Consider the following 17,117-nt stretch of genomic DNA (forward strand, 5'->3'; position numbering starts at 1 on the left):
GGGACTTTCATGAGCACTATCGAGCAATTCCGGCACGAAACCCGTGCCTGGCTGGAGGCGAACTGCCCGCCGTCAATGCGCACCGGCATGGCGGAAGGCGACGTGGTGTGGGGCAGCCAGAATCCGCAATTTCCCTGTGAAGACGCGCGCCTCTGGTTCGAGCGCATGCGCGACAAGCGCTGGTTCTGCCCGGAATGGCCCGAGGAGTACGGTGGCGCCGGGCTGAGCGACGAGGAACTGGCGGTACTGGAAAGCGAGATGCGTCGGATCAAATGTCGGCCGCCGCAGATCAACCTCGGCATCTGGATGCTCGGGCCGGTGCTGCTGGCGTTCGGCAGCGAGCAACAGAAACGCGATCTGCTGCCGCCCATCGCCCGTGGTGAAGTGCGCTGGTGCCAGGGATTTTCCGAGCCTAACGCCGGTTCCGACCTGGCCAGCCTGAAAATGGCGGCACGCGATGCCGGCGATCATTTCGTGGTGGACGGCAGCAAGATCTGGACCTCGTATGGCGACAAATCCGACTGGATGTACGCCCTGGTGCGCACCGACTTCAGCGCGCCGAAACACGAAGGCATCAGCCTGATTGTCCTGGACATGCGCAGCCCCGGCGTCAAGCCGCAGCCGATCGATTTGATCAGCGGCAAGTCGGCGTTCTGCCAGGTGTTCTTCGACGGTGTGAAAGTGCCCAAGAGCCAGTTGATCGGCCCGCTGAACGGTGGCTGGAACCTGGCCAAGTACCTGCTGCAGCACGAGCGCAAGGCGATGTCGAAATTCGGCGAATTCAGCCTGCCGTCGCACTTCGACCTGCTGGCCCTGATGCGCGAATACGTGCCTGCGCCGAAGACTCAAAGCGAATATGCCTTGCAGGCTCGGGCCAGCGCCTGTGCGATGAACGAGCATGCCTACAACCTGACCGTGCAGCGCATGGGCGAGGAGGCGCGGGCCGGCGATGACATCGGCGGCCTGATGTCGATCATGAAACTGGTGCACACCGAACAGGAGCGCGACAAGTTCGAAGTGCTGCTCGATGCCATGGCCGGGCATGCCTTTGGCTGGGAAAGTCCGGCTTTCAGCGAGCAACAACTGGCGATCACCCGAGCCTGGTTGAACAGTTACGCGTTGACCATCTCGGGCGGCGCCTCGGAGATCCAGCTCAATGTCATCGCCAAGCGTGTGCTTGGTTTGCCGGAAGTGAAGAAACCCGCGGTGAAAACAGGAGTACAGCCATGAGCCTGCGTTATAGCGACGACCAGCGTTTGCTGGCCGACAGCGCCCGGGATTTTCTTGCGGCTCGCAGCCCCGTCAGTGCCCAGCGCCGATTGCGCGATGAAGCGGTGACTCTGGGCTTCGACCCGCAACTGTGGCGCGAAGCGGTGGACCTGGGCTGGAGCGCGATTCCGTTTCCTGAAGCGTTCGGCGGCCTGGATTTCGGCTGCAAAGGTCTGGGACCGATCTTCGAATCCATCGGCCGCAACCTGTCCGCTACGCCGCTGTTGTCCAGTGTGGTGCTGGGCGGTTCGCTGCTGCATCTGGCAGGCAGTTCAACTCAGCAGTCGCAAGGGCTGCAAGCGCTGATCGCTGGTCAGCAGCGCCTGGCCCTGGCCGTGGACGAACGTTCGCGCCATGACCCGAGCCACGTGGCCCTGGAAGCGAAGGCAGAGGGGCAGGGTTACCGCTTGCATGGCGACAAGTATTGGGTGGTCGATGGCGTGGGCGCCGATGCTTATGTGGTGGTGGCGCGCACGTCCGGGCAACCGGGCGACACGCAAGGCATCAGCCTGTTCCTGGTGCCGGCCGATACACCGGGGGTGATCGTCAGCGCCTTGCCCCTCATCGATTCGCGCAACAGCGCACGTCTGCAACTGGACCAGGTGCAACTGGGCAGCGAAGCGCTGCTGGGTGCATTGGGCGAGGGCTGGACGGCGCTGGAAATCGCGCTGGATCGGGGCCGGGCCTGCCTCGCGGCGGAGCTGCTGGGGATGGCCGAGCAACTGTTCGAAACCACGCTGGAATACCTCAAGACCCGCGTGCAGTTCGACACGCCGATCGGCACCTTCCAGGTCCTGCAACATCGCGCCGCGCAGATGTACATCGACCTCGCGCTGAGCCGCAGCGCCCTGATGGCGGCTCTGGCGACCCTGGATGACGTCAGCACCGATACCCGCACGCGGGCACGGCTGGTCAGCCTGGCGAAATGGAAGGCCGGCGACACCGCGATCAAGGTGGCCAACGAAGCGGTGCAAATGCACGGCGGTATTGGCGTCACCGACGAGCTGGACGTCGGCCTGTACCTCAAGCGCGTGCGCGTTGCCCAAAGCTGCCTGGGCGACCGGGATTTCCACGGCGAGCGGTACCTGGCTAACGCGTAGATACCCGAGCACAACTCAATCCCCCTGTGGGAGCGAGCCTGCTCGCGATGGCGGCGTGTCAGGCGATGCCGATGTTGGCAGTGCCGGCCTCATCGCGAGCAGGCTCGCTCCCACAAGTATTGCGGGGTGTACGCAAACCATGAGCACGACTCGATCCCCCTGTGGGAGCGAGCCTGCTCGCGAAGGCGGTGTGTCAGGCGACGCCGATGTTGGCTATGCCGGCCTCATCGCGAGCAGGCTCGCTCCCACAGGTATCGCGGGGTGTACGCAAACCATGAGCACGACTCAAGCCCGCTCCCACAGGTCTTTCGGTTGTTCTGGAGAAAACAATAATGAGCATTGAACGCTGGCAAACCGCGTGGCGACAACTGATCGCCCCCGGTGCGCCTTTTGAAGTGGTGACGCCTGATGACGGCGGCCCACGTTATTTCCGACAGGCCGCGCATGATCTGTTGCAGGTGATCGACGCCGGTCGCGTCCATGGCGACCGTGAATTCCTGATCTGGCAGACGCAACGCCTGACCTTCAATCAATATTTTGATCAGGTCGACCGCCTTGCCGGGCAGATGATCGAGCAATTTGGCCTCCGGCCGGGCGAGCGTGTGGCGATTGCCATGCGCAACCAACCGGCATGGCTGGTGGCGTTTGCCGCGATCCAGCGCTGCGGTGCGGTGTGTGTGCCGCTTAACAGCTGGGGCCTGCGCGACGAGTTGCAATACGCCTTGCAGGACAGCGGTTCGCGCTTGCTGCTGTGCGACGAAGTGCGCCTCACCACCTTGCACGACGACCTGGCCCGCGAGCAGCGGGCCACGATAGTCGTCGGAGCGCATAGCGGGACATTGCCCGACTATTGCCGACGCTACGAAGACCTGATCAGCGCTCCGGCATTGCCCGTACCTTCATTGGACATCGATCCCCATGCGCCGGCGCTGATCCTCTACACCTCCGGCACTACCAGCCGTGCCAAGGGCGCAGTGTCCAGCCATCGGGCGATCTGCCAGGCGCTCTATGCCCTGGATTTCCAGGGCGCTTTTTGTGCCATGAGTTCGCCCGAGCGCATTGGCGCGGTGATCAACAGCGGTTACCCGCCCACCACGCTGGGCGCTGTTCCGCTGTTTCATGTCAGCGGTTTGCATGCGCAGTTTCTCTCGGCCCTGCGCGGGGGGCGGCGCTTGCTGCTGATGTACAAATGGGATGTGGAGCAGGCGCTGGATTTGATCCGCGACGAGCGTTGCACCCAGTTCAATGGCGCGCCGGTCATGATGCAGCAATTGCTCGCATCGCCACGCTTTGGCAGCGAGGAAACCGCCAGCTTGTTCGGCCTCGGTCTTGGCGGCGGTGCGTCGTCCGCGAGCGTGCTGGACGGCATGCTCAAGCTCAAGCCCGATGCCATCGGCGGTGCCGGCTACGGCCTGACCGAAAGCAATGGCATTGGCGCTGCCATCGGTGGCGACGCGTTCGTGTACAAACCGGCGACGGCGGGGTGGGCCTTGCCAATCGTCGATATCCGCATCGGCGCCGATCCGCACCAACCGCAACCGGCGGGCACGCGTGGGCTGATCTGGCTGCGCTCGCCAACGCTCATGATTGAATACTGGCGTCTGCCCGAAGCCACGGCACACACCCTGCGCGACGGTTGGCTCGACACCGGTGATGTCGGCTACCTCGACGACGAGGGTTTTCTGACTATTACCGGCCGGGTCAAGGAGCTGATCAACCGCGGTGGCGAGAAAATTTCCGCCGCTGAAATCGAGACCTGCATCCTCGATATGCCCGGTGTCCTGGAAGCGGCGGCCTTCGCCATCGCCGATCCGTTGCTGGGCGAAGCGGTGGGGCTGGCGGTGCATGGCCAGGCCTCGCGGCTGCCCCAGGAGGCGCAGATTTGCGCATTCATCGCCGAGCGTCTGGCCGCCTACAAAGTGCCGGCGCAGGTCTATCGGGTACTCGAACCGCTGCCACGCAATGCCACCGGCAAGGTGCTCAAGGCACAACTGCAGGAAAAGTTGGGCGCATGACGCCTCCTTAGTCTTTCTGGACGATGTCTCGGCCGGCAGGACACGAACAATAGGTCCATCCACACAGCCTTATCAGCGAAGGAGGCAATACATGAAAATAACAAGAACAGGTCTCATGCTCGCGGTCGCAGTCTCAGCCAATAGCGGGCTGATGGGTTTTGCGCACGCCGAAGTATCCCCTCAGGAAGCCGCCAAACTGGGCAAGGAGCTCACCTGTGTCGGCGCCGAGCAGGCGGGGAACGCCGAGGGCACCATTCCACCGTACACCGGCAAGTATTTGGGCGAAGTGCCGGGCTGGAATCACGTGAAGTATTCCGGCGATCAGCCGGTTGATCCTTACGCTGCCGAAAAGCCAATCCTGGTGATCACTGCGCAGAACATGAGTCAGTACGAGTCGCACCTGACCGAAGGGCAGAAGGCCCTGCTGAAGAAATACCCGACCACCTACAAGATGAACATCTACCCGGGCCACCGGGATTTCCGCTACCCCGATTACGTCTGCCGTCGGGCAATGGATAACGCGTTGCACGCCAAACTGGTCAACGACGGGGCAGGTTTCACCGGGCTCGGCCAGGTGCCATTCCCGATACCCAAGAACGGCATGGAATTGCTGTGGAACCACCAACTGCCGGCGCGCGCCTATACCGAGGAAAAAACCACCGACCTGGCCTCGGTCCTGCCGAATGGCAGCATCGGCTGGGGGCGTGCCTACGCGCGTAACCTGTCGCAGGCCAACTCGCCGACGGTCGACCCCAGTACGGATGGCAAGATTCAGGCGATGAGCAACAACATGACCCTGAAACCGACCCGCGACAACGGCACGTTGAGCATCTCCCACGAACCCTACAACTTCGTCACTGAGTCGCGTCAGGCCTGGTCCTACAGCCCGTCGACCCGGCGCGTGCGGCAGCTGCCGGGCTACGGCTACGATCAACCGATGATCGGTACCAATGGCACCATGACGGTCGACGAGGACCGCCTGTTCAACGGCTCGCCGGAGCGCTTCAACTGGAAGCTGATCGGTAAACGTGAAATCTACAGCCCGGCGAACGCGTTCAAGGCCAATGCCGGGAACGTCAAATACGCCGACATCCTGACCCCCAACCATCCCAACCCCGATTTCATGCGTTATGAATTACGCCGGGTGTGGGTGCTGGAAGCCGACCTCAAGGAAGGCTATCGCCATGTCTATGGCAAGCGCGTGCTATTCATTGACGAGGACACCTGGAACGCCGTCATGGCCGATAACTACGATGCCCGTGGGCAACTGTGGAAGCACGCGATGGTCAATTACTACTACCATCCCGACATGAGCGGCTGGCAGGCGGGTTCGCAGTTCTTCCTCGACTTGAACTCTGGCCAGTACACCGGCTACGGCATGTCCAACGAAGCGAAGAAAGGCCCGGTGCTCAACGAAGGCAAATTCACTCCTGACCAGTACACCGCGGACGCGGCGCGAGCCATCGGGCGCTAAGCCCTGTTGCAATGACAAAAGCCCCATCGAATCCGATGGGGCTTTTTTTTACCCGAAAATCCCCCTGTAGGAGCGAGCACGCTCGCGAAAAACCTGAGGGCACCGAGGGGCATCTGGTTTACCGCGTTATCGTTCACGACCATCGCGAGCAAGCTCGCTCCTACAGGGAAATGTCAGTCAGTTGATTGGTTGTGAGGTTATCGACCATTGCGGATCCAGTGGACCGATCATCTCCAGCAGTCGCTTGTAACCGGTACGCAGGATGCGCCACTCGCCTTGCACCTTGACGTAGTTATCCTCGTAGATCGCGCTGCCGTTGAGCAGGGTTTGCGCATCGAGGTTGATGAACACGTCGTTCAGGTACCAGAGCCCCGTCGCCTCGTCACCGTTGACTTCGATTTCCGGGGTGTGGCCGTGGTGCATGCCAAAACGACGGTGGGTGAAGTTGGCGCGGTAGAACGAGATGGCTTCGTCTATCCCGTTGAGTTCGAACTGATAGGTCGGGCTGTCGAAACTGATCTTCACATCAGGTGCCAGGATGTTGCGCAGCAGGTCGAGGTTGCAGGTGTCGATACCACGAAAATAGCGGGCCTTGAGCTGTTTGATCTGCTCGATGGCAACGAGATCCAACATGTCGGTAATCTCCAGGGAAGCGGTGATGGTCACATGACCATTGTGTGAGGGCTGAAGGAGGCGACATCGCTGTCGCCCCTGGCTAATCAGCAGGGCAGGAAGTGACCACCATTGACGTCCAGTTGCGCGCCGGTAATGACCTTGGCGTAATCGCTGGCCAGGTACAGGGCGGCCATCGCGCAGTCGCTGTCGTCGGGGATCTTGCGCAACGCGATTTGCTGGGCGACCTGATCGACCAGCGACTCCATCGGCACGCCCAGTCGCTGGGCTTCGCTCTTGAAGTAACCGATGACCGGCGCGCCCCACATCCAGCCCATGAACGTAGAGTTGACGCGGATGCCGAACCGGCCCAGATCCTGGGCCAAATACTGCACGGCGGTTTTCAATGCGCCCTTGGAGACGGCATAGCCGGACTCCAGCTGGTTGGGGGTGCGTGTGGCCATGGTGTTGATCATGACGATGCTGCCCGACTGCTGCTTTTTCATCTGCGGCAGCACGGCCTGGGTCATGTGCAGGGTGCCGAACAGATTGACGTCCATCGCGTTGCGCCAGTCGTCCATCACCGACTCGGAAGCGCTGCCCCAGGCACCATGGGCGTAGGCGGAATTGATCAGCGCGTCTATGCGGCCGAAGTGCTCGAGGGTCAGGTCGGCGAGCGTCCGGCATTGTTCGGCCTGGGTGATGTCGGTCGGGACTTTAAGGATCGGCGTGCTGTAGCCAGCGTCACGAACTGCTTTTTCGGCCAGATCGAGCTTGGCGGGGGTTCGCGTGGCCAACACCACGGCTTTGGCCTGATACTCCGCCGCCCGTACGGCCAGCTTGATGCCCAGCCCAGGACCGATCCCGGAAATGATGACCACTTTATCCTTCAGCAACATGGCAATTACCTTCTTGTTTTTATGAGGGGAAATCGGCGGCTCACGCGCCGTTTGCGTGCAGCGCTTCAGCACGGCGCTTGAGGTCCAGGGCCACCTGATCGAAGGCGGTTTTTACCCACGCACCGTGCTCGCGCATGATCGTGTCCTGGTTCAGTCCGAGGAAAATATCCGTGGTGAAATAGCGGCAGCGGTTGGCGTCGATGGCCTCGATGTATTGGTCACGACGGGCGGCGTCCATGTTTTCCGGAACCGGACGCTGCTCCCAGGACAACAGTCGCTCGGGGTCGCAGGCCACGAGGTATTCGAACACCGGAACGGTTTCGCCGGTAGCGGGGTTGCGTACCTGCATGTGCACCTCGTCACCGATTTGCAGGCCGCACTGGATGTGGGGACAGAAGCTGTTCCACTGGTGGTAGTTGTCCAGATCAATCAGCACGTCCCAGACCACGCGGGCGGGGGCGTTAATTTCCACGGTGAGGGAGGTCACGATGTTTTCGGCTCTGGCCATGACGGTCTCCTGTTGGGTGATCAGTTGATGGGGCGGGAGGTGATCTGCAGGTGTTCGCTCAAGGGCTCGACCGTCTCGAGCAGGGTCTGGTAACCCGTCTCGGCGATCATCCAGCGCCCGTCGCGCTTGACGTAGCGATCCTGGTAGATCGCGCTGCCGTGCATATGGGTGTTGTCCTCGAGGTTGATGAACACGTAGCTCAGGTACCAGAGGGCCGTGGCGTGGTCGCCGTCGACCTCGATTTCCGGGGTGTGGCCGTTGTGGGTGGCCAGGCGGGTCTTGGTGAACGAGGTGCGGTAGAACTCCAGCGCATCGTCCAGGCCGTTGACCCGAAATTCATAGGCCGGGCTCTTGAACGACAGGGCGACATCGTCAGTGAGCATGCCCTGGAGCATCTCGATATTGCCGGTGTCGATGGCGCGGAAATAGCGTGCCTTGAGCTGTTTGATCAGCTCGATTGCTTGCAGATCCAACATGGGAAACCTCGCGTGTTCGCTCAGTGATTGACGCTCAGATGACGGGCGCGATATTCGCTGTAGTCCTGGCTCATCTGTGTTTCTGTCAGCCCGAAGCGTTCCAGGCTGTAGTCGTGGCTGGCGCGTTTTTCCCGGCTGTTTTGCGACAGCCAGCGCTGGGCGTCGGCTCGGGCCTGGTCGGTGAACGGCAGGTTGGCAAAGGCGTAGACCCGTTCCAGCACGAGCATCGGCTGGGTCACCGTGTCGGCGAAGTTGACGTCCAGGAAACGCTCGGCCGCGTGTTGTTCGCGAACCTGCAGCGTGTGACGAATGCCACGCGCCATGCGGCTGTTCCACTGTTCGCCCACGGCTTTCGGATCCGGGTTGTCGCTGTACATCTGCCACAGGGTGTGGGCCATGCTGGCCATGGAAGGGATGGTCTGGGCGGGTTCGCGGTGGGTCAGAATCACCTGCGCCTTGGGGAAGACATCCAGCAGCAAATGCAGGGTATGCAGGTGTTGCGGCGCTTTGAGCAGCCAACGCTGGCCCGCCGGTTCACCCCGTTGTGTTTTCTGCCACTGCAGGAACTGCAGCATTTTTCTCAGCTGGGTGTAGACCGGCCGCTGATCTTGCTGATCGAGCCAGCGGGTGTAGCTGGGGACGTTGACGTAGGCGTCCATCGCGCACATGAAGGAATGCTCCATGAGCATGAACTCCTCGTCGCAGAGCATGGCGTCCAGTGGGTGGATGGCGAGGATCTGCGGGATGACCTGGGCCATCAGCTCGACCTCGGCCTTGGCCTGGGCAATGCGCTGGGTCGGTGCGGCCAGGGTTTCGTTTGCCAGCGGTGACGGATAGCGGGTTTCCCACCAGGCCGCCGAGTAGAAACGCGGGTCAACCGCCAGGGTGCGCTGGAGCATAGTCGTGCCGGTGCGCGGCAGTCCGACGATCACTAACGGGTCGTCGATCGGCGTTTCGGTGATTTGCGGATAGCGCTTGAGGTAGTCCTCCATCACCAGGCGGTTGACCAATTGTCCCACCAGCCTTTCCTCGAGCACTTGCAGGCCGGTCGGCGACAGCTGCGCCTCGGTAGCCAGTGCATCGAGCAAGGCCTGCAAAGACTCGCGATAGTTGTCGTCGCCGAAATAACTCAGCCCGTTGCTGCGCGCGATGGCGCTGGCCAAGAGGCCTTCGACGGTCAAATCTTCCATCAGGGTGATCGTGTTCATAGGGCCTCCGCGACAGCAGATACGTTGACGACCCGGGTGGTGGGATGGCACTGCTCCTGGGCGCCGACCCAGCGCAGGCACATCGTGCCCTGGCGCACGCCAGCGGTTTGCAGCCAGTTGTTCACGCCAGGGTCCAGCTCACTGAGGACCAGGGTGACGCCACCGTTTTCGTCGTAGCGCGCCTGGTGTTTGTTGACGCAGATCCGGTGGTAGCGGTAGTCCAGCGACTCCATCCAGTAGTTGTTGATCTGCAGGTTCCAGAAGTCGCACTCCGGCACCTTGTCGATGTGGATCACCAGCGCTTCATCGGCGGCCAGCGCCCAGTGCGAGTGGTAGTAGAAAATGTTCGGGTCGCCGCCCACCGACTGGCACAGCGCCTGGTTGGCCGGTGGCAGTTGATTGCTGTGGGGCAGGTAACTCTCGCTCCAGTCGGCGAACAATCTGGCGGTGTTCTCGACGAAGCTCGACACCCGCGCCAGGCCTTGCTGAAAGGTGGCCGGGTCGAGGGCCGGCGGCTTGGCATCGGTGCCGATACGTTCGATGCTGAGTTTGGCCGGCACTTCGGTCCCACGATCAAGAAACGTCTGGCGCACGATCAGCGCGTTGGTGGCGTCTTCCATCTTCAACCAGTTACCCGGTTGCGCTTCGCCGCTGAGGATGATTTCAAAGTTGCCCTGGGCATCGACCTGTAGCTGGCTGGCGTCGATAAAACCGGTCTGGGTCAAGGTGCCGTCGGTTTCATAGCCGCCTTTCTGGGTGCCGAAACTCAGGTACGCGACACTGCCGCGCTGGCCTTTGATGCGGTATTGCAGCGTGCCGTCCAGGCGCGAATATTCGTAGAGATTGTCCGGGTTGTCGGCACCGATCTTCGCGCTCTCGTGGGAGGTCTTGAAGAAGCTGGGGAAGGCCGGGTCGGCAAACTCGATGTGCATCTCCAGGCCAATGCGCAACAGGCGCGTGAGGTAGCGAAAACCTTCGGCGCGGGTGGCGGCATCGGCGGGTGCTTCGGGGCGCAGGATCTGCTCGCCGCAGCGTTTGAGGTGATCGCAGAACGTGGCCCAGGTCTGGCCAGTCACGAGCCGTTGTTCGTCAATAGAGCTGATTGTCATTGTTAGACTCTCTTGAGTTGAACGCCCGGCGAACCGGGCGTCGGGACTAGATCTCTTTAGCGATGATGCCGCGCTCGACCAGCACCGCGATGATGCGATCCACTGCACCCTCGGGCGTCAGCTTGCTGGTTTCGATATGGATGTCCGGCTTGTCCGGCACTTCGTACGGCGAGTCGATGCCGGTGAAGTTCTTCAGTTCGCCACGCCGGACTTTCTTGTACAGACCCTTCGGATCGCGCTCCTCGGCCACGGACAGCGGCGTGTCGACGAAGATCTCGATGAATTCACCCTCCTGCAGCAGGCCGCGCGCCATTTCGCGTTCGGAACGGAACGGCGAGATGAACGCGGTCAACACGATCAGGCCGGCATCCACGAACAGCTTCGACACCTCGGCCACCCGGCGGATGTTTTCCACACGGTCGGCATCGGTGAAGCCCAGGTCGCGGTTGAGGCCGTGGCGCACGTTGTCGCCGTCGAGCAGGTAAGTGCTGCGGCCGCGAGCGTAGAGACGGGTTTCCAGCAGGTTGGCGATGGCCGACTTGCCGGCGCCGGACAAACCGGTGAACCAGAGCAACACCGGTTGCTGGCCGATCTGTTCGGCGCGGGCTTTCTTGTTCACGTCCACGTGCTGCATGTGAATGTTCTGCGAGCGACGCAGGGAGAAATCGATCAGGCCTGCGCCGATCGTGGCGTTGCTCAGGCGGTCGATAAGGATGAAGCTGCCGGTCTCGCGATTGTCCTTGTAGGCATCGAAAGCGATCGGCTGGCTGGTGAACAGGTTGCACACACCGATCTCGTTCAGCGCCAGTTCCTTGGCCGCCAGGTGCTCCATGGTGTTGACGTTGATCTTGTACTTGGGCACCGACAAGGTCACTGGCACGGTCTTGCCGCCGATCTTCATCAGGTACGGGCGCCCGGCGAGCATGGGTTGCTCGTGCATCCAGATCAGGTTGACCTGGAACTGGTCGGCCACGCTGGTCGGGTCTTCGGCAGTCGACAGGACATCGCCGCGACTGCAATCGACTTCGTCGCTCAGGGTCAGGGTGATGGACTGTCCGGCCAGCGCTTGTTGCAAGTCACCGTCGAGGGTGACGATGCGTGAGATGCGGCTCTCCTGTCCGCCCGGCAGCACCCGCACGCGGTCGCCGGGACGGATCACGCCACTGGCGATGGTGCCCGCGAACCCGCGGAAATCCAGGTTGGGGCGGTTGACCCACTGCACCGGCATGCGGAACGACAGCTTCTGCTGGCGTGCTTCGTCGATCTCGACGGTTTCCAGGTAGCCCATCAACGTGGTGCCGCGATACCACGGCATGTGCTCGCTTTGTTCGGTGATGTTTTCACCCCGCAGCGCAGACATCGGAATGGCGGTGAAATCCTCCAGATTGATCTGCCGGGCGAACGGGCGATAGTCATCGACGATGGCGTTGAAGACCTTCTCCGAGTAGTCCATCAGGTCCATCTTGTTGACGGCCAGGACCACTTTGCGAATGCCCAGCAGCGAGGCCAGAAAGCTGTGGCGCCGGGACTGGGTCAGCACACCGCGGCGGGCATCGATCATCACCACGGCCACGTCCGCCGTGGACGCACCGGTCACCATGTTGCGGGTGTACTGCTCGTGACCGGGGGTGTCGGCGACGATGAACTTGCGCAGGTCGGTGGAGAAAAAGCGGTAGGCCACATCGATGGTGATGCCTTGTTCGCGCTCGGCAGCCAGGCCGTCCACCAACAGGGCAAAGTCCAGTTCGCCGCCTTGTGTGCCGTCTTTTTTCGAGTCGGCCTCCAGCGCTTCCATCTGGTCTTCGAAGAGCATTTTCGAATCGTAGAGCAGGCGCCCGATCAGGGTGCTCTTGCCATCGTCGACACTGCCGCAGGTAATGAAACGCAGCAGGCTCTTGTGCTCGTGGGCCTTGAGGTATTGGCCGATGTCCTCGGCAATCAGGTCAGATACGTGTGCCATCAGAAATACCCCTCTTGTTTTTTCTTCTCCATCGATGCGGACGCGTCGTGGTCGATCATTCGCCCCTGACGCTCGGAGGTGCGGGTCAACAGCATTTCCTGAATGATCTTGGGCAGGGTGTCCGCATCGGATTCGACGGCACCGGTCAGGGGGTAGCAACCCAGCGTGCGGAAACGCACGTTGCGCATCATCGGCACTTCGCCCGGATTGAGCGGCATGCGCTCGTCGTCGACCATGATCAACATGCCGTCACGCTCCACCACCGGGCGCGGTGCAGCGAAATACAGCGGCACGATCGGGATGTTTTCCAGATAGATGTATTGCCAGATGTCCAGCTCGGTCCAGTTGGACAGGGGGAACACGCGGATCGACTCACCTTTGTGTTTGCGCGTGTTGTACAGGTGCCACAGTTCCGGTCGCTGGTTCTTCGGGTCCCAGCGATGCCGATCGGAGCGAAAGGAAAATATCCGTTCCTTGGCCCGCGATTTTTCTTCATCGCGACGAGCGCCACCAAACGCCGCATCGAAACCGTAGTGATCCAGCGCCTGCTTCAGACCCTCGGTCTTCATGATGTCGGTGTGGATCTGCGAGCCGTGCTTGAACGGGCTGATGCCCATTTCTATGCCTTCGGGGTTGGTGTGGGTCAGCAGGTCGACATCCAGCTTGGCCACCATCTGGTCGCGGAAGCGATACATCTCCTGGAACTTCCAGGTGGTGTCGACGTGCAGTAACGGAAAGGGCGGTTTGGCGGGGTAAAAGGCTTTCATCGCCAGGTGCAGCATGACCGCGCTGTCCTTGCCGATGGAATAGAGCATGACCGGGTTGTCCGCTTCGGCGACAACCTCGCGCATGGCCTGGATGCTCTCGGCTTCCAGTCGTTGCAGGTGGGTAAGCGTCATCGATTTTCCTCTCGCTTTTTGTTGTTGTCGTTTTTCAACGTACAACCGCTGCGATTCGGACTTATGCGCGACTTGATGTTTTAACATACGGTGCAACATCTGCAGCATAGGGTCGCGGGGCAGGGGATTGGCGACCCTGGCAGGTGCATCGTCAGGGCTGACACGCGCGGCTTGCCGACTGATCTGCGACGCCAGTTCGCGGGCGCCGCTGAGCATTGCGCTGGCTTCAGGCAGATGGAACAGATGCAGCCGTTCGGCGTGTTCGCCGGCCCAGGTGATAAAGGTGGCCGCGCGCTGCCAGTGCATCCCCGAGAGCAGGGCGAACACGGTGCGTTCGGTGGAGCGATGCAGGCGCTCGAAGAACGCTTCCAGGTGGGGCGCGCGTAACCCGTCTTCGTAGGGCAGCCAGAGCACCTTGCCGCGATTGCTGACCGCGCGCAGTACCCCGTGACTGAGCTTGCCCTGGTCGCTGCGCGCCCCGTAGTCGTCGATCCAGTGGATTTCGCCGTTCTGTTGACGAGCCTGCTCGAGAATGTCCCGGTAGGTGCTGCGGTACCAGCGCTGCACCGCCAGCGACGCATTCGCGATGCGCTTTGCCGGGCGCTCGGCATTGAGCTGCCAGCGTTGCAGATAATGGGCGGCGGTGCGTTCCGGCAACTCGATATCGTGCAGGCGCTTGACCAGTGCCTGCATCGCTTCCAGGTGCCAGAGCAGGAACGGTAACTGGTGCCGTTCCGGCGGCGTGCTGACCAGCAAGCGATAGATAGTCTGTTCCTGCTCTGCAGAGAGGCTGCGACCTTCACCTGGTTTGCGCCCGCGTTCGCGTACGGGCACGGCCTTCCAGCCACCGGCTTGCCACGCCTTGTAGGCGGAGATGATGGTCGGCGACGACAAGCCGGTGTCCTGGCTGATGGCTTTGAGCGTGCTGCCGGCGATGCGCAACTTCACGGCGCGCAGGCGCAGCTGGTTGATCTGTGGAACGGAGAGCTGATTGCCGCGGGACACAGGAACTCCTGTTAAACATCCATTCGCTGATTGGCCAAGGTGTGGATGTCTGTACTGTTCCCGGATCCGAAAAACGGCGCATAGGCTGTATGGACTACACGAAGAATAAAAACAGGAGAGGTCTCATGAACGAGTCAATGGTTGTTCTGCTGGAAGATGTCATCGCTATCGTTCGCGCAGCGGGCGAGGTGGTGCTGGAGGTGTATCGCTCGGATTTCGAGGTGCGTGGCAAAGACGATGCCTCGCCGGTGACCGAAGCGGACGAGCGCGCCGAGGCCTTGATTCTGCAGGCCCTGGCCGCGCGTACGCCGCAGATTCCAGTGATTTCGGAAGAGGCCGCCGCAGCCGGCCAGGTGCCCGAGGTGGGCGAACGCTTCTGGCTGGTGGACCCATTGGATGGCACCAGGGAATTCATCAATCGTAACGGCGAATTCACCGTCAACATCGCGCTGATCGATCACGGTGAGCCGGTGCTCGGCGTGGTCCTCGCGCCCGCGCTGGAGCGCCTGTTTGCCGGTGCCCTTGGTGGTGGCGCCTTTATCGAACAGGCTGGGCAACGCCAGCCCATCCACTGCCGTGCCGTGGCGCCAGAGGGCCTGGACGTGGTTGCCAGCCGCTCCCATGGCGATGCTCAGGCGCTGGAGAAATTCCTCGACGGACGCCCGGTGCGATCACTGAAAAGCGCCGGCTCATCGCTGAAGATTTGCCTGGTGGCGGCCGGCGAGGCAGACCTGTATCCGCGCCTGGGGCGCACCATGGAATGGGACATCGCCGCGGGCCATGCCGTGCTGGTCGCGGCCGGTGGCCAGATCCGCACACTGGACGGGGATGTGCTGTGTTACGGCAAGCCTGGTTTGGATAACCCGCATTTCTATGCTCAGGGTCTATAGATCCCAGACTTGCGCGCGGAATCAACACCAAACCCTGTAGGAGCCAGCCTGCTGGCGATGAACACCAGAGCGCTGCGTTCATTCAGGCAGCCCGCGTCATCGTTAACGACCATCGCGAGCATGCTCGCTCCTACAGGTTCTGCGTCGTGTGATGGAATCCGGATCACACCAAACACTGTAGGAGCGAGCTTGCTCGCGAAAAACCCGAGCGCGCCTCGGGGTGTCTGGCTGCCCACATTATCGTTGACGACCATCACGAGCATGCTCGCTCCTACAGGTTCTGTGTCGTGTGACAGAACCGGGTTCAGGCCGTCACGGCCTGGACCGGTGCGGCAAGCGGAGCGGGGTTGTTCATCTGTTGGCGGTAACGTGGCAGCGCCAACGTCAGGAACACGCTGGCCAGCGCCAGCATCGACACGGACGCAGCCAGGGCATAACGCAGGGATTCACTGCCCAGGCGTGGCACGAAGAAGTCGCTGAGCATCCCGACCAGCAGCGGCCCGACGCCCACGCCCAGCAGGGTCATGGACATGACGAAAATCGCCGTGGCCTGGGCCAGTCGCGTGGCCGGGAAGAGGTGGGTGATGGCGCTCAGGCAAGGCGTTGCCCACCACACGCCAAAGAAGCCGAAGGCGCTGTAGAACAGGAAGGCTTGTGGCACGGCGATGCTTCCGATGTGAAAGGCCGTGCCTTGCGGCCAGAGAAAATACGCCAGCGCGAGGGGGATGCTGAGCAGTGTGCCCAGCAGCGGCACGCCGATCTGCCAGCCGACATCGCGGCGCGCCATGCGGTCGGTGAGCACGCCACAGACCAGCGTCCCGACGGTCGACCCGGTGCCACCCACCACCCCCACCAGAAAACCGGCCTCCTGCATGTTCAGGCCGTGGGAGCGGATCAGGAAGCTCGGGCTCCAGGTGCCGATGGCGTAGCCGGCAATCGCCGCGGCGCCACCGGTGAGGACCAGCCACAGAAACGAGGGCATGCGAAACAGCTCGACGAGGGTCTTGAACCAGCCGTCCTGCAGTGCCGCGACGTTCCTCAGTGGCGTTACCCGCTTGGGCGCGCGCACGGTCAAAAGCAGCAGCAGGCCAAGGAGAATTCCCGGCGCACCGATCAACAAAAAGGCGTAGCGCCAGCCATGGTGCTGGGCGATCCAGCCGCCCAGGCCGAGCCCGACTATCGCCCCCAGGCTCGAGCCGAGCATCAGGAATGCCAGGGCCGTTGAGCGACGGTTAGCCGGGTACAGGTCCGAAACCATGGCCACCGACGGTGCCGTGCCGCCGGCCTCACCCACGGCCACCCCGACCCGCGCCAGCACGAGGGTCAGGAAGTTGCCGGCCACGCCGCAGAGCATGGTCATCAGGCTCCAGGCGATGCAGCTGAAAGCGATGACCGGCTTGCGCCCGATGCGGTCCGACAGGCGCCCCAGCGGGAAGCCGAACACGGTGTAGAACACGGCGAAGGTGACGCCCGAGAGCAGGCCGATCCCGGTGTCGGAAATGCCGAATTCGAGCTTCACCGGCTCGATCAGGATCGCCATCAACTGGCGGTCGATGTAGTTGAACACGTAGATGCTGGCGAGCACGAAAAGCGCGTAGTGCGTTCGCCATGTCACGAGTGGAGGATGGTTCACTGCGGGTGCTCCCGGTTTTGTTCTGGTTATCGCGATGCTCGGCTCGCCGCGGTTTTTTCT

The 17,117-nt window shown here is 62.0% G+C and carries 15 protein-coding genes; 5 read left to right on the forward strand and 10 right to left on the reverse strand.

Features of this window, described 5'->3' with window-relative positions:
- The first annotated feature begins 9 nt into the window (after window positions 1–9).
- From NTD84_RS02735 to NTD84_RS02750, 4 genes are all read left to right on the forward strand, one after another.
- Entirely contained in the window at window positions 10–1,230 is a 1,221-nt protein-coding gene (locus NTD84_RS02735; RefSeq protein WP_262163383.1) for an acyl-CoA dehydrogenase family protein, read from the forward strand.
- Window positions 1,227–2,369, forward strand: coding sequence for an acyl-CoA dehydrogenase family protein (locus NTD84_RS02740; protein ID WP_262163385.1), 1,143 nt, complete (start codon window positions 1,227–1,229; stop codon window positions 2,367–2,369). The genes NTD84_RS02735 and NTD84_RS02740 overlap by 4 nt, the downstream gene beginning before the upstream one ends.
- 332 nt (window positions 2,370–2,701) lie before the next feature.
- Window positions 2,702–4,384, forward strand: a complete 1,683-nt coding sequence (locus NTD84_RS02745; RefSeq protein ID WP_262163386.1) for a class I adenylate-forming enzyme family protein — start codon at window positions 2,702–2,704, stop codon at window positions 4,382–4,384.
- A 115-nt stretch (window positions 4,385–4,499) separates the two neighbouring features.
- The gene (locus NTD84_RS02750) at window positions 4,500–5,858 is read left to right on the forward strand and encodes a DUF1329 domain-containing protein (protein ID WP_262163388.1); all 1,359 of its coding nucleotides are present in this window, start codon (window positions 4,500–4,502) and stop codon (window positions 5,856–5,858) included.
- Window positions 5,859–6,035: 177 nt separating this feature from the next.
- On the opposite strand, the gene NTD84_RS02755 is transcribed toward NTD84_RS02750, so the two are convergent.
- The 8 genes from NTD84_RS02755 to cysD form a co-directional block, all read right to left on the reverse strand.
- Entirely contained in the window at window positions 6,036–6,491 is a 456-nt protein-coding gene (locus tag NTD84_RS02755) for a nuclear transport factor 2 family protein (protein ID WP_262163390.1), read from the reverse strand.
- Between the two features lie 86 nt (window positions 6,492–6,577).
- Entirely contained in the window at window positions 6,578–7,369 is a 792-nt protein-coding gene (locus tag NTD84_RS02760; RefSeq protein WP_262163393.1) for an SDR family oxidoreductase, read from the reverse strand.
- A 40-nt stretch (window positions 7,370–7,409) separates the two neighbouring features.
- Window positions 7,410–7,877, reverse strand: coding sequence for an SRPBCC domain-containing protein (locus NTD84_RS02765; protein WP_262163394.1), 468 nt, complete (start codon window positions 7,875–7,877; stop codon window positions 7,410–7,412).
- 20 nt (window positions 7,878–7,897) lie between these two features.
- Window positions 7,898–8,353 carry a nuclear transport factor 2 family protein gene (locus NTD84_RS02770; protein ID WP_262163397.1) on the reverse strand — a complete coding sequence of 152 codons (456 nt, stop codon included), beginning with the start codon at window positions 8,351–8,353 and terminating at the stop codon, window positions 7,898–7,900.
- Between the two features lie 20 nt (window positions 8,354–8,373).
- The gene (locus NTD84_RS02775) at window positions 8,374–9,561 is read right to left on the reverse strand and encodes a sulfotransferase family protein (protein WP_262163399.1); all 1,188 of its coding nucleotides are present in this window, start codon (window positions 9,559–9,561) and stop codon (window positions 8,374–8,376) included.
- The gene (locus tag NTD84_RS02780; RefSeq protein ID WP_262163401.1) at window positions 9,558–10,670 is read right to left on the reverse strand and encodes a DUF1214 domain-containing protein; all 1,113 of its coding nucleotides are present in this window, start codon (window positions 10,668–10,670) and stop codon (window positions 9,558–9,560) included. Before NTD84_RS02780 ends, NTD84_RS02775 begins: the two co-directional genes overlap by 4 nt.
- Window positions 10,671–10,716: 46 nt before the next feature.
- On the reverse strand, window positions 10,717–12,630 hold the full coding sequence (cysN, locus tag NTD84_RS02785; protein WP_262163402.1) for a sulfate adenylyltransferase subunit CysN: 1,914 nt from the start codon (window positions 12,628–12,630) through the stop codon (window positions 10,717–10,719).
- A complete protein-coding gene (gene cysD, locus NTD84_RS29880; protein ID WP_315975559.1) occupies window positions 12,630–14,222 on the reverse strand; it encodes a sulfate adenylyltransferase subunit CysD in 1,593 nt (530 codons plus the stop codon). The genes cysN and cysD overlap by 1 nt, the downstream gene beginning before the upstream one ends.
- A 437-nt stretch (window positions 14,223–14,659) precedes the next feature.
- On the opposite strand from cysD, the gene cysQ reads away from it, so the two are divergent.
- Window positions 14,660–15,424 (forward strand): 3'(2'),5'-bisphosphate nucleotidase CysQ, encoded by a 765-nt coding sequence (cysQ, locus tag NTD84_RS02795; protein ID WP_262163404.1) that lies wholly within the window; start codon window positions 14,660–14,662, stop codon window positions 15,422–15,424.
- Here cysQ and NTD84_RS02800 read toward each other — a convergent pair.
- On the reverse strand, window positions 15,412–15,687 hold the full coding sequence (locus NTD84_RS02800; RefSeq protein WP_262163405.1) for a hypothetical protein: 276 nt from the start codon (window positions 15,685–15,687) through the stop codon (window positions 15,412–15,414). The two genes, cysQ and NTD84_RS02800, sit on opposite strands and share 13 nt — an antisense overlap.
- 41 nt (window positions 15,688–15,728) lie before the next feature.
- The gene (locus tag NTD84_RS02805; protein ID WP_262163407.1) at window positions 15,729–17,057 is read right to left on the reverse strand and encodes a spinster family MFS transporter; all 1,329 of its coding nucleotides are present in this window, start codon (window positions 17,055–17,057) and stop codon (window positions 15,729–15,731) included.
- Between the last annotated feature and the right edge of the window lie 60 nt (window positions 17,058–17,117).

This window comes from Pseudomonas sp. 14P_8.1_Bac3, assembly GCF_025466085.1.
Lineage (GTDB): Bacteria > Pseudomonadota > Gammaproteobacteria > Pseudomonadales > Pseudomonadaceae > Aquipseudomonas.

What these genes read in the sequence shown, in the direction of transcription:
- NTD84_RS02760 (WP_262163393.1), bottom strand. Translation starts at nt 7,369, where the DNA reads ATGTTGCTGAAGGATAAAGTGGTCATCATTTCCGGGATCGGTCCTGGG.
- NTD84_RS02750 (WP_262163388.1), top strand. Translation starts at nt 4,500, where the DNA reads ATGCTCGCGGTCGCAGTCTCAGCCAATAGCGGGCTGATGGGTTTTGCG.
- cysQ (WP_262163404.1), top strand. Translation starts at nt 14,660, where the DNA reads ATGAACGAGTCAATGGTTGTTCTGCTGGAAGATGTCATCGCTATCGTT.
- NTD84_RS02740 (WP_262163385.1), top strand. Translation starts at nt 1,227, where the DNA reads ATGAGCCTGCGTTATAGCGACGACCAGCGTTTGCTGGCCGACAGCGCC.
- NTD84_RS02735 (WP_262163383.1), top strand. Translation starts at nt 10, where the DNA reads ATGAGCACTATCGAGCAATTCCGGCACGAAACCCGTGCCTGGCTGGAG.
- NTD84_RS02800 (WP_262163405.1), bottom strand. Translation starts at nt 15,687, where the DNA reads ATGCTCGTGATGGTCGTCAACGATAATGTGGGCAGCCAGACACCCCGA.
- NTD84_RS02770 (WP_262163397.1), bottom strand. Translation starts at nt 8,353, where the DNA reads ATGTTGGATCTGCAAGCAATCGAGCTGATCAAACAGCTCAAGGCACGC.
- cysD (WP_315975559.1), bottom strand. Translation starts at nt 14,222, where the DNA reads ATGCAGGCACTGGTCAAGCGCCTGCACGATATCGAGTTGCCGGAACGC.
- cysN (WP_262163402.1), bottom strand. Translation starts at nt 12,630, where the DNA reads ATGGCACACGTATCTGACCTGATTGCCGAGGACATCGGCCAATACCTC.
- NTD84_RS02755 (WP_262163390.1), bottom strand. Translation starts at nt 6,491, where the DNA reads ATGTTGGATCTCGTTGCCATCGAGCAGATCAAACAGCTCAAGGCCCGC.
- NTD84_RS02775 (WP_262163399.1), bottom strand. Translation starts at nt 9,561, where the DNA reads ATGAACACGATCACCCTGATGGAAGATTTGACCGTCGAAGGCCTCTTG.
- NTD84_RS02745 (WP_262163386.1), top strand. Translation starts at nt 2,702, where the DNA reads ATGAGCATTGAACGCTGGCAAACCGCGTGGCGACAACTGATCGCCCCC.
- NTD84_RS02780 (WP_262163401.1), bottom strand. Translation starts at nt 10,670, where the DNA reads ATGACAATCAGCTCTATTGACGAACAACGGCTCGTGACTGGCCAGACC.
- NTD84_RS02765 (WP_262163394.1), bottom strand. Translation starts at nt 7,877, where the DNA reads ATGGCCAGAGCCGAAAACATCGTGACCTCCCTCACCGTGGAAATTAAC.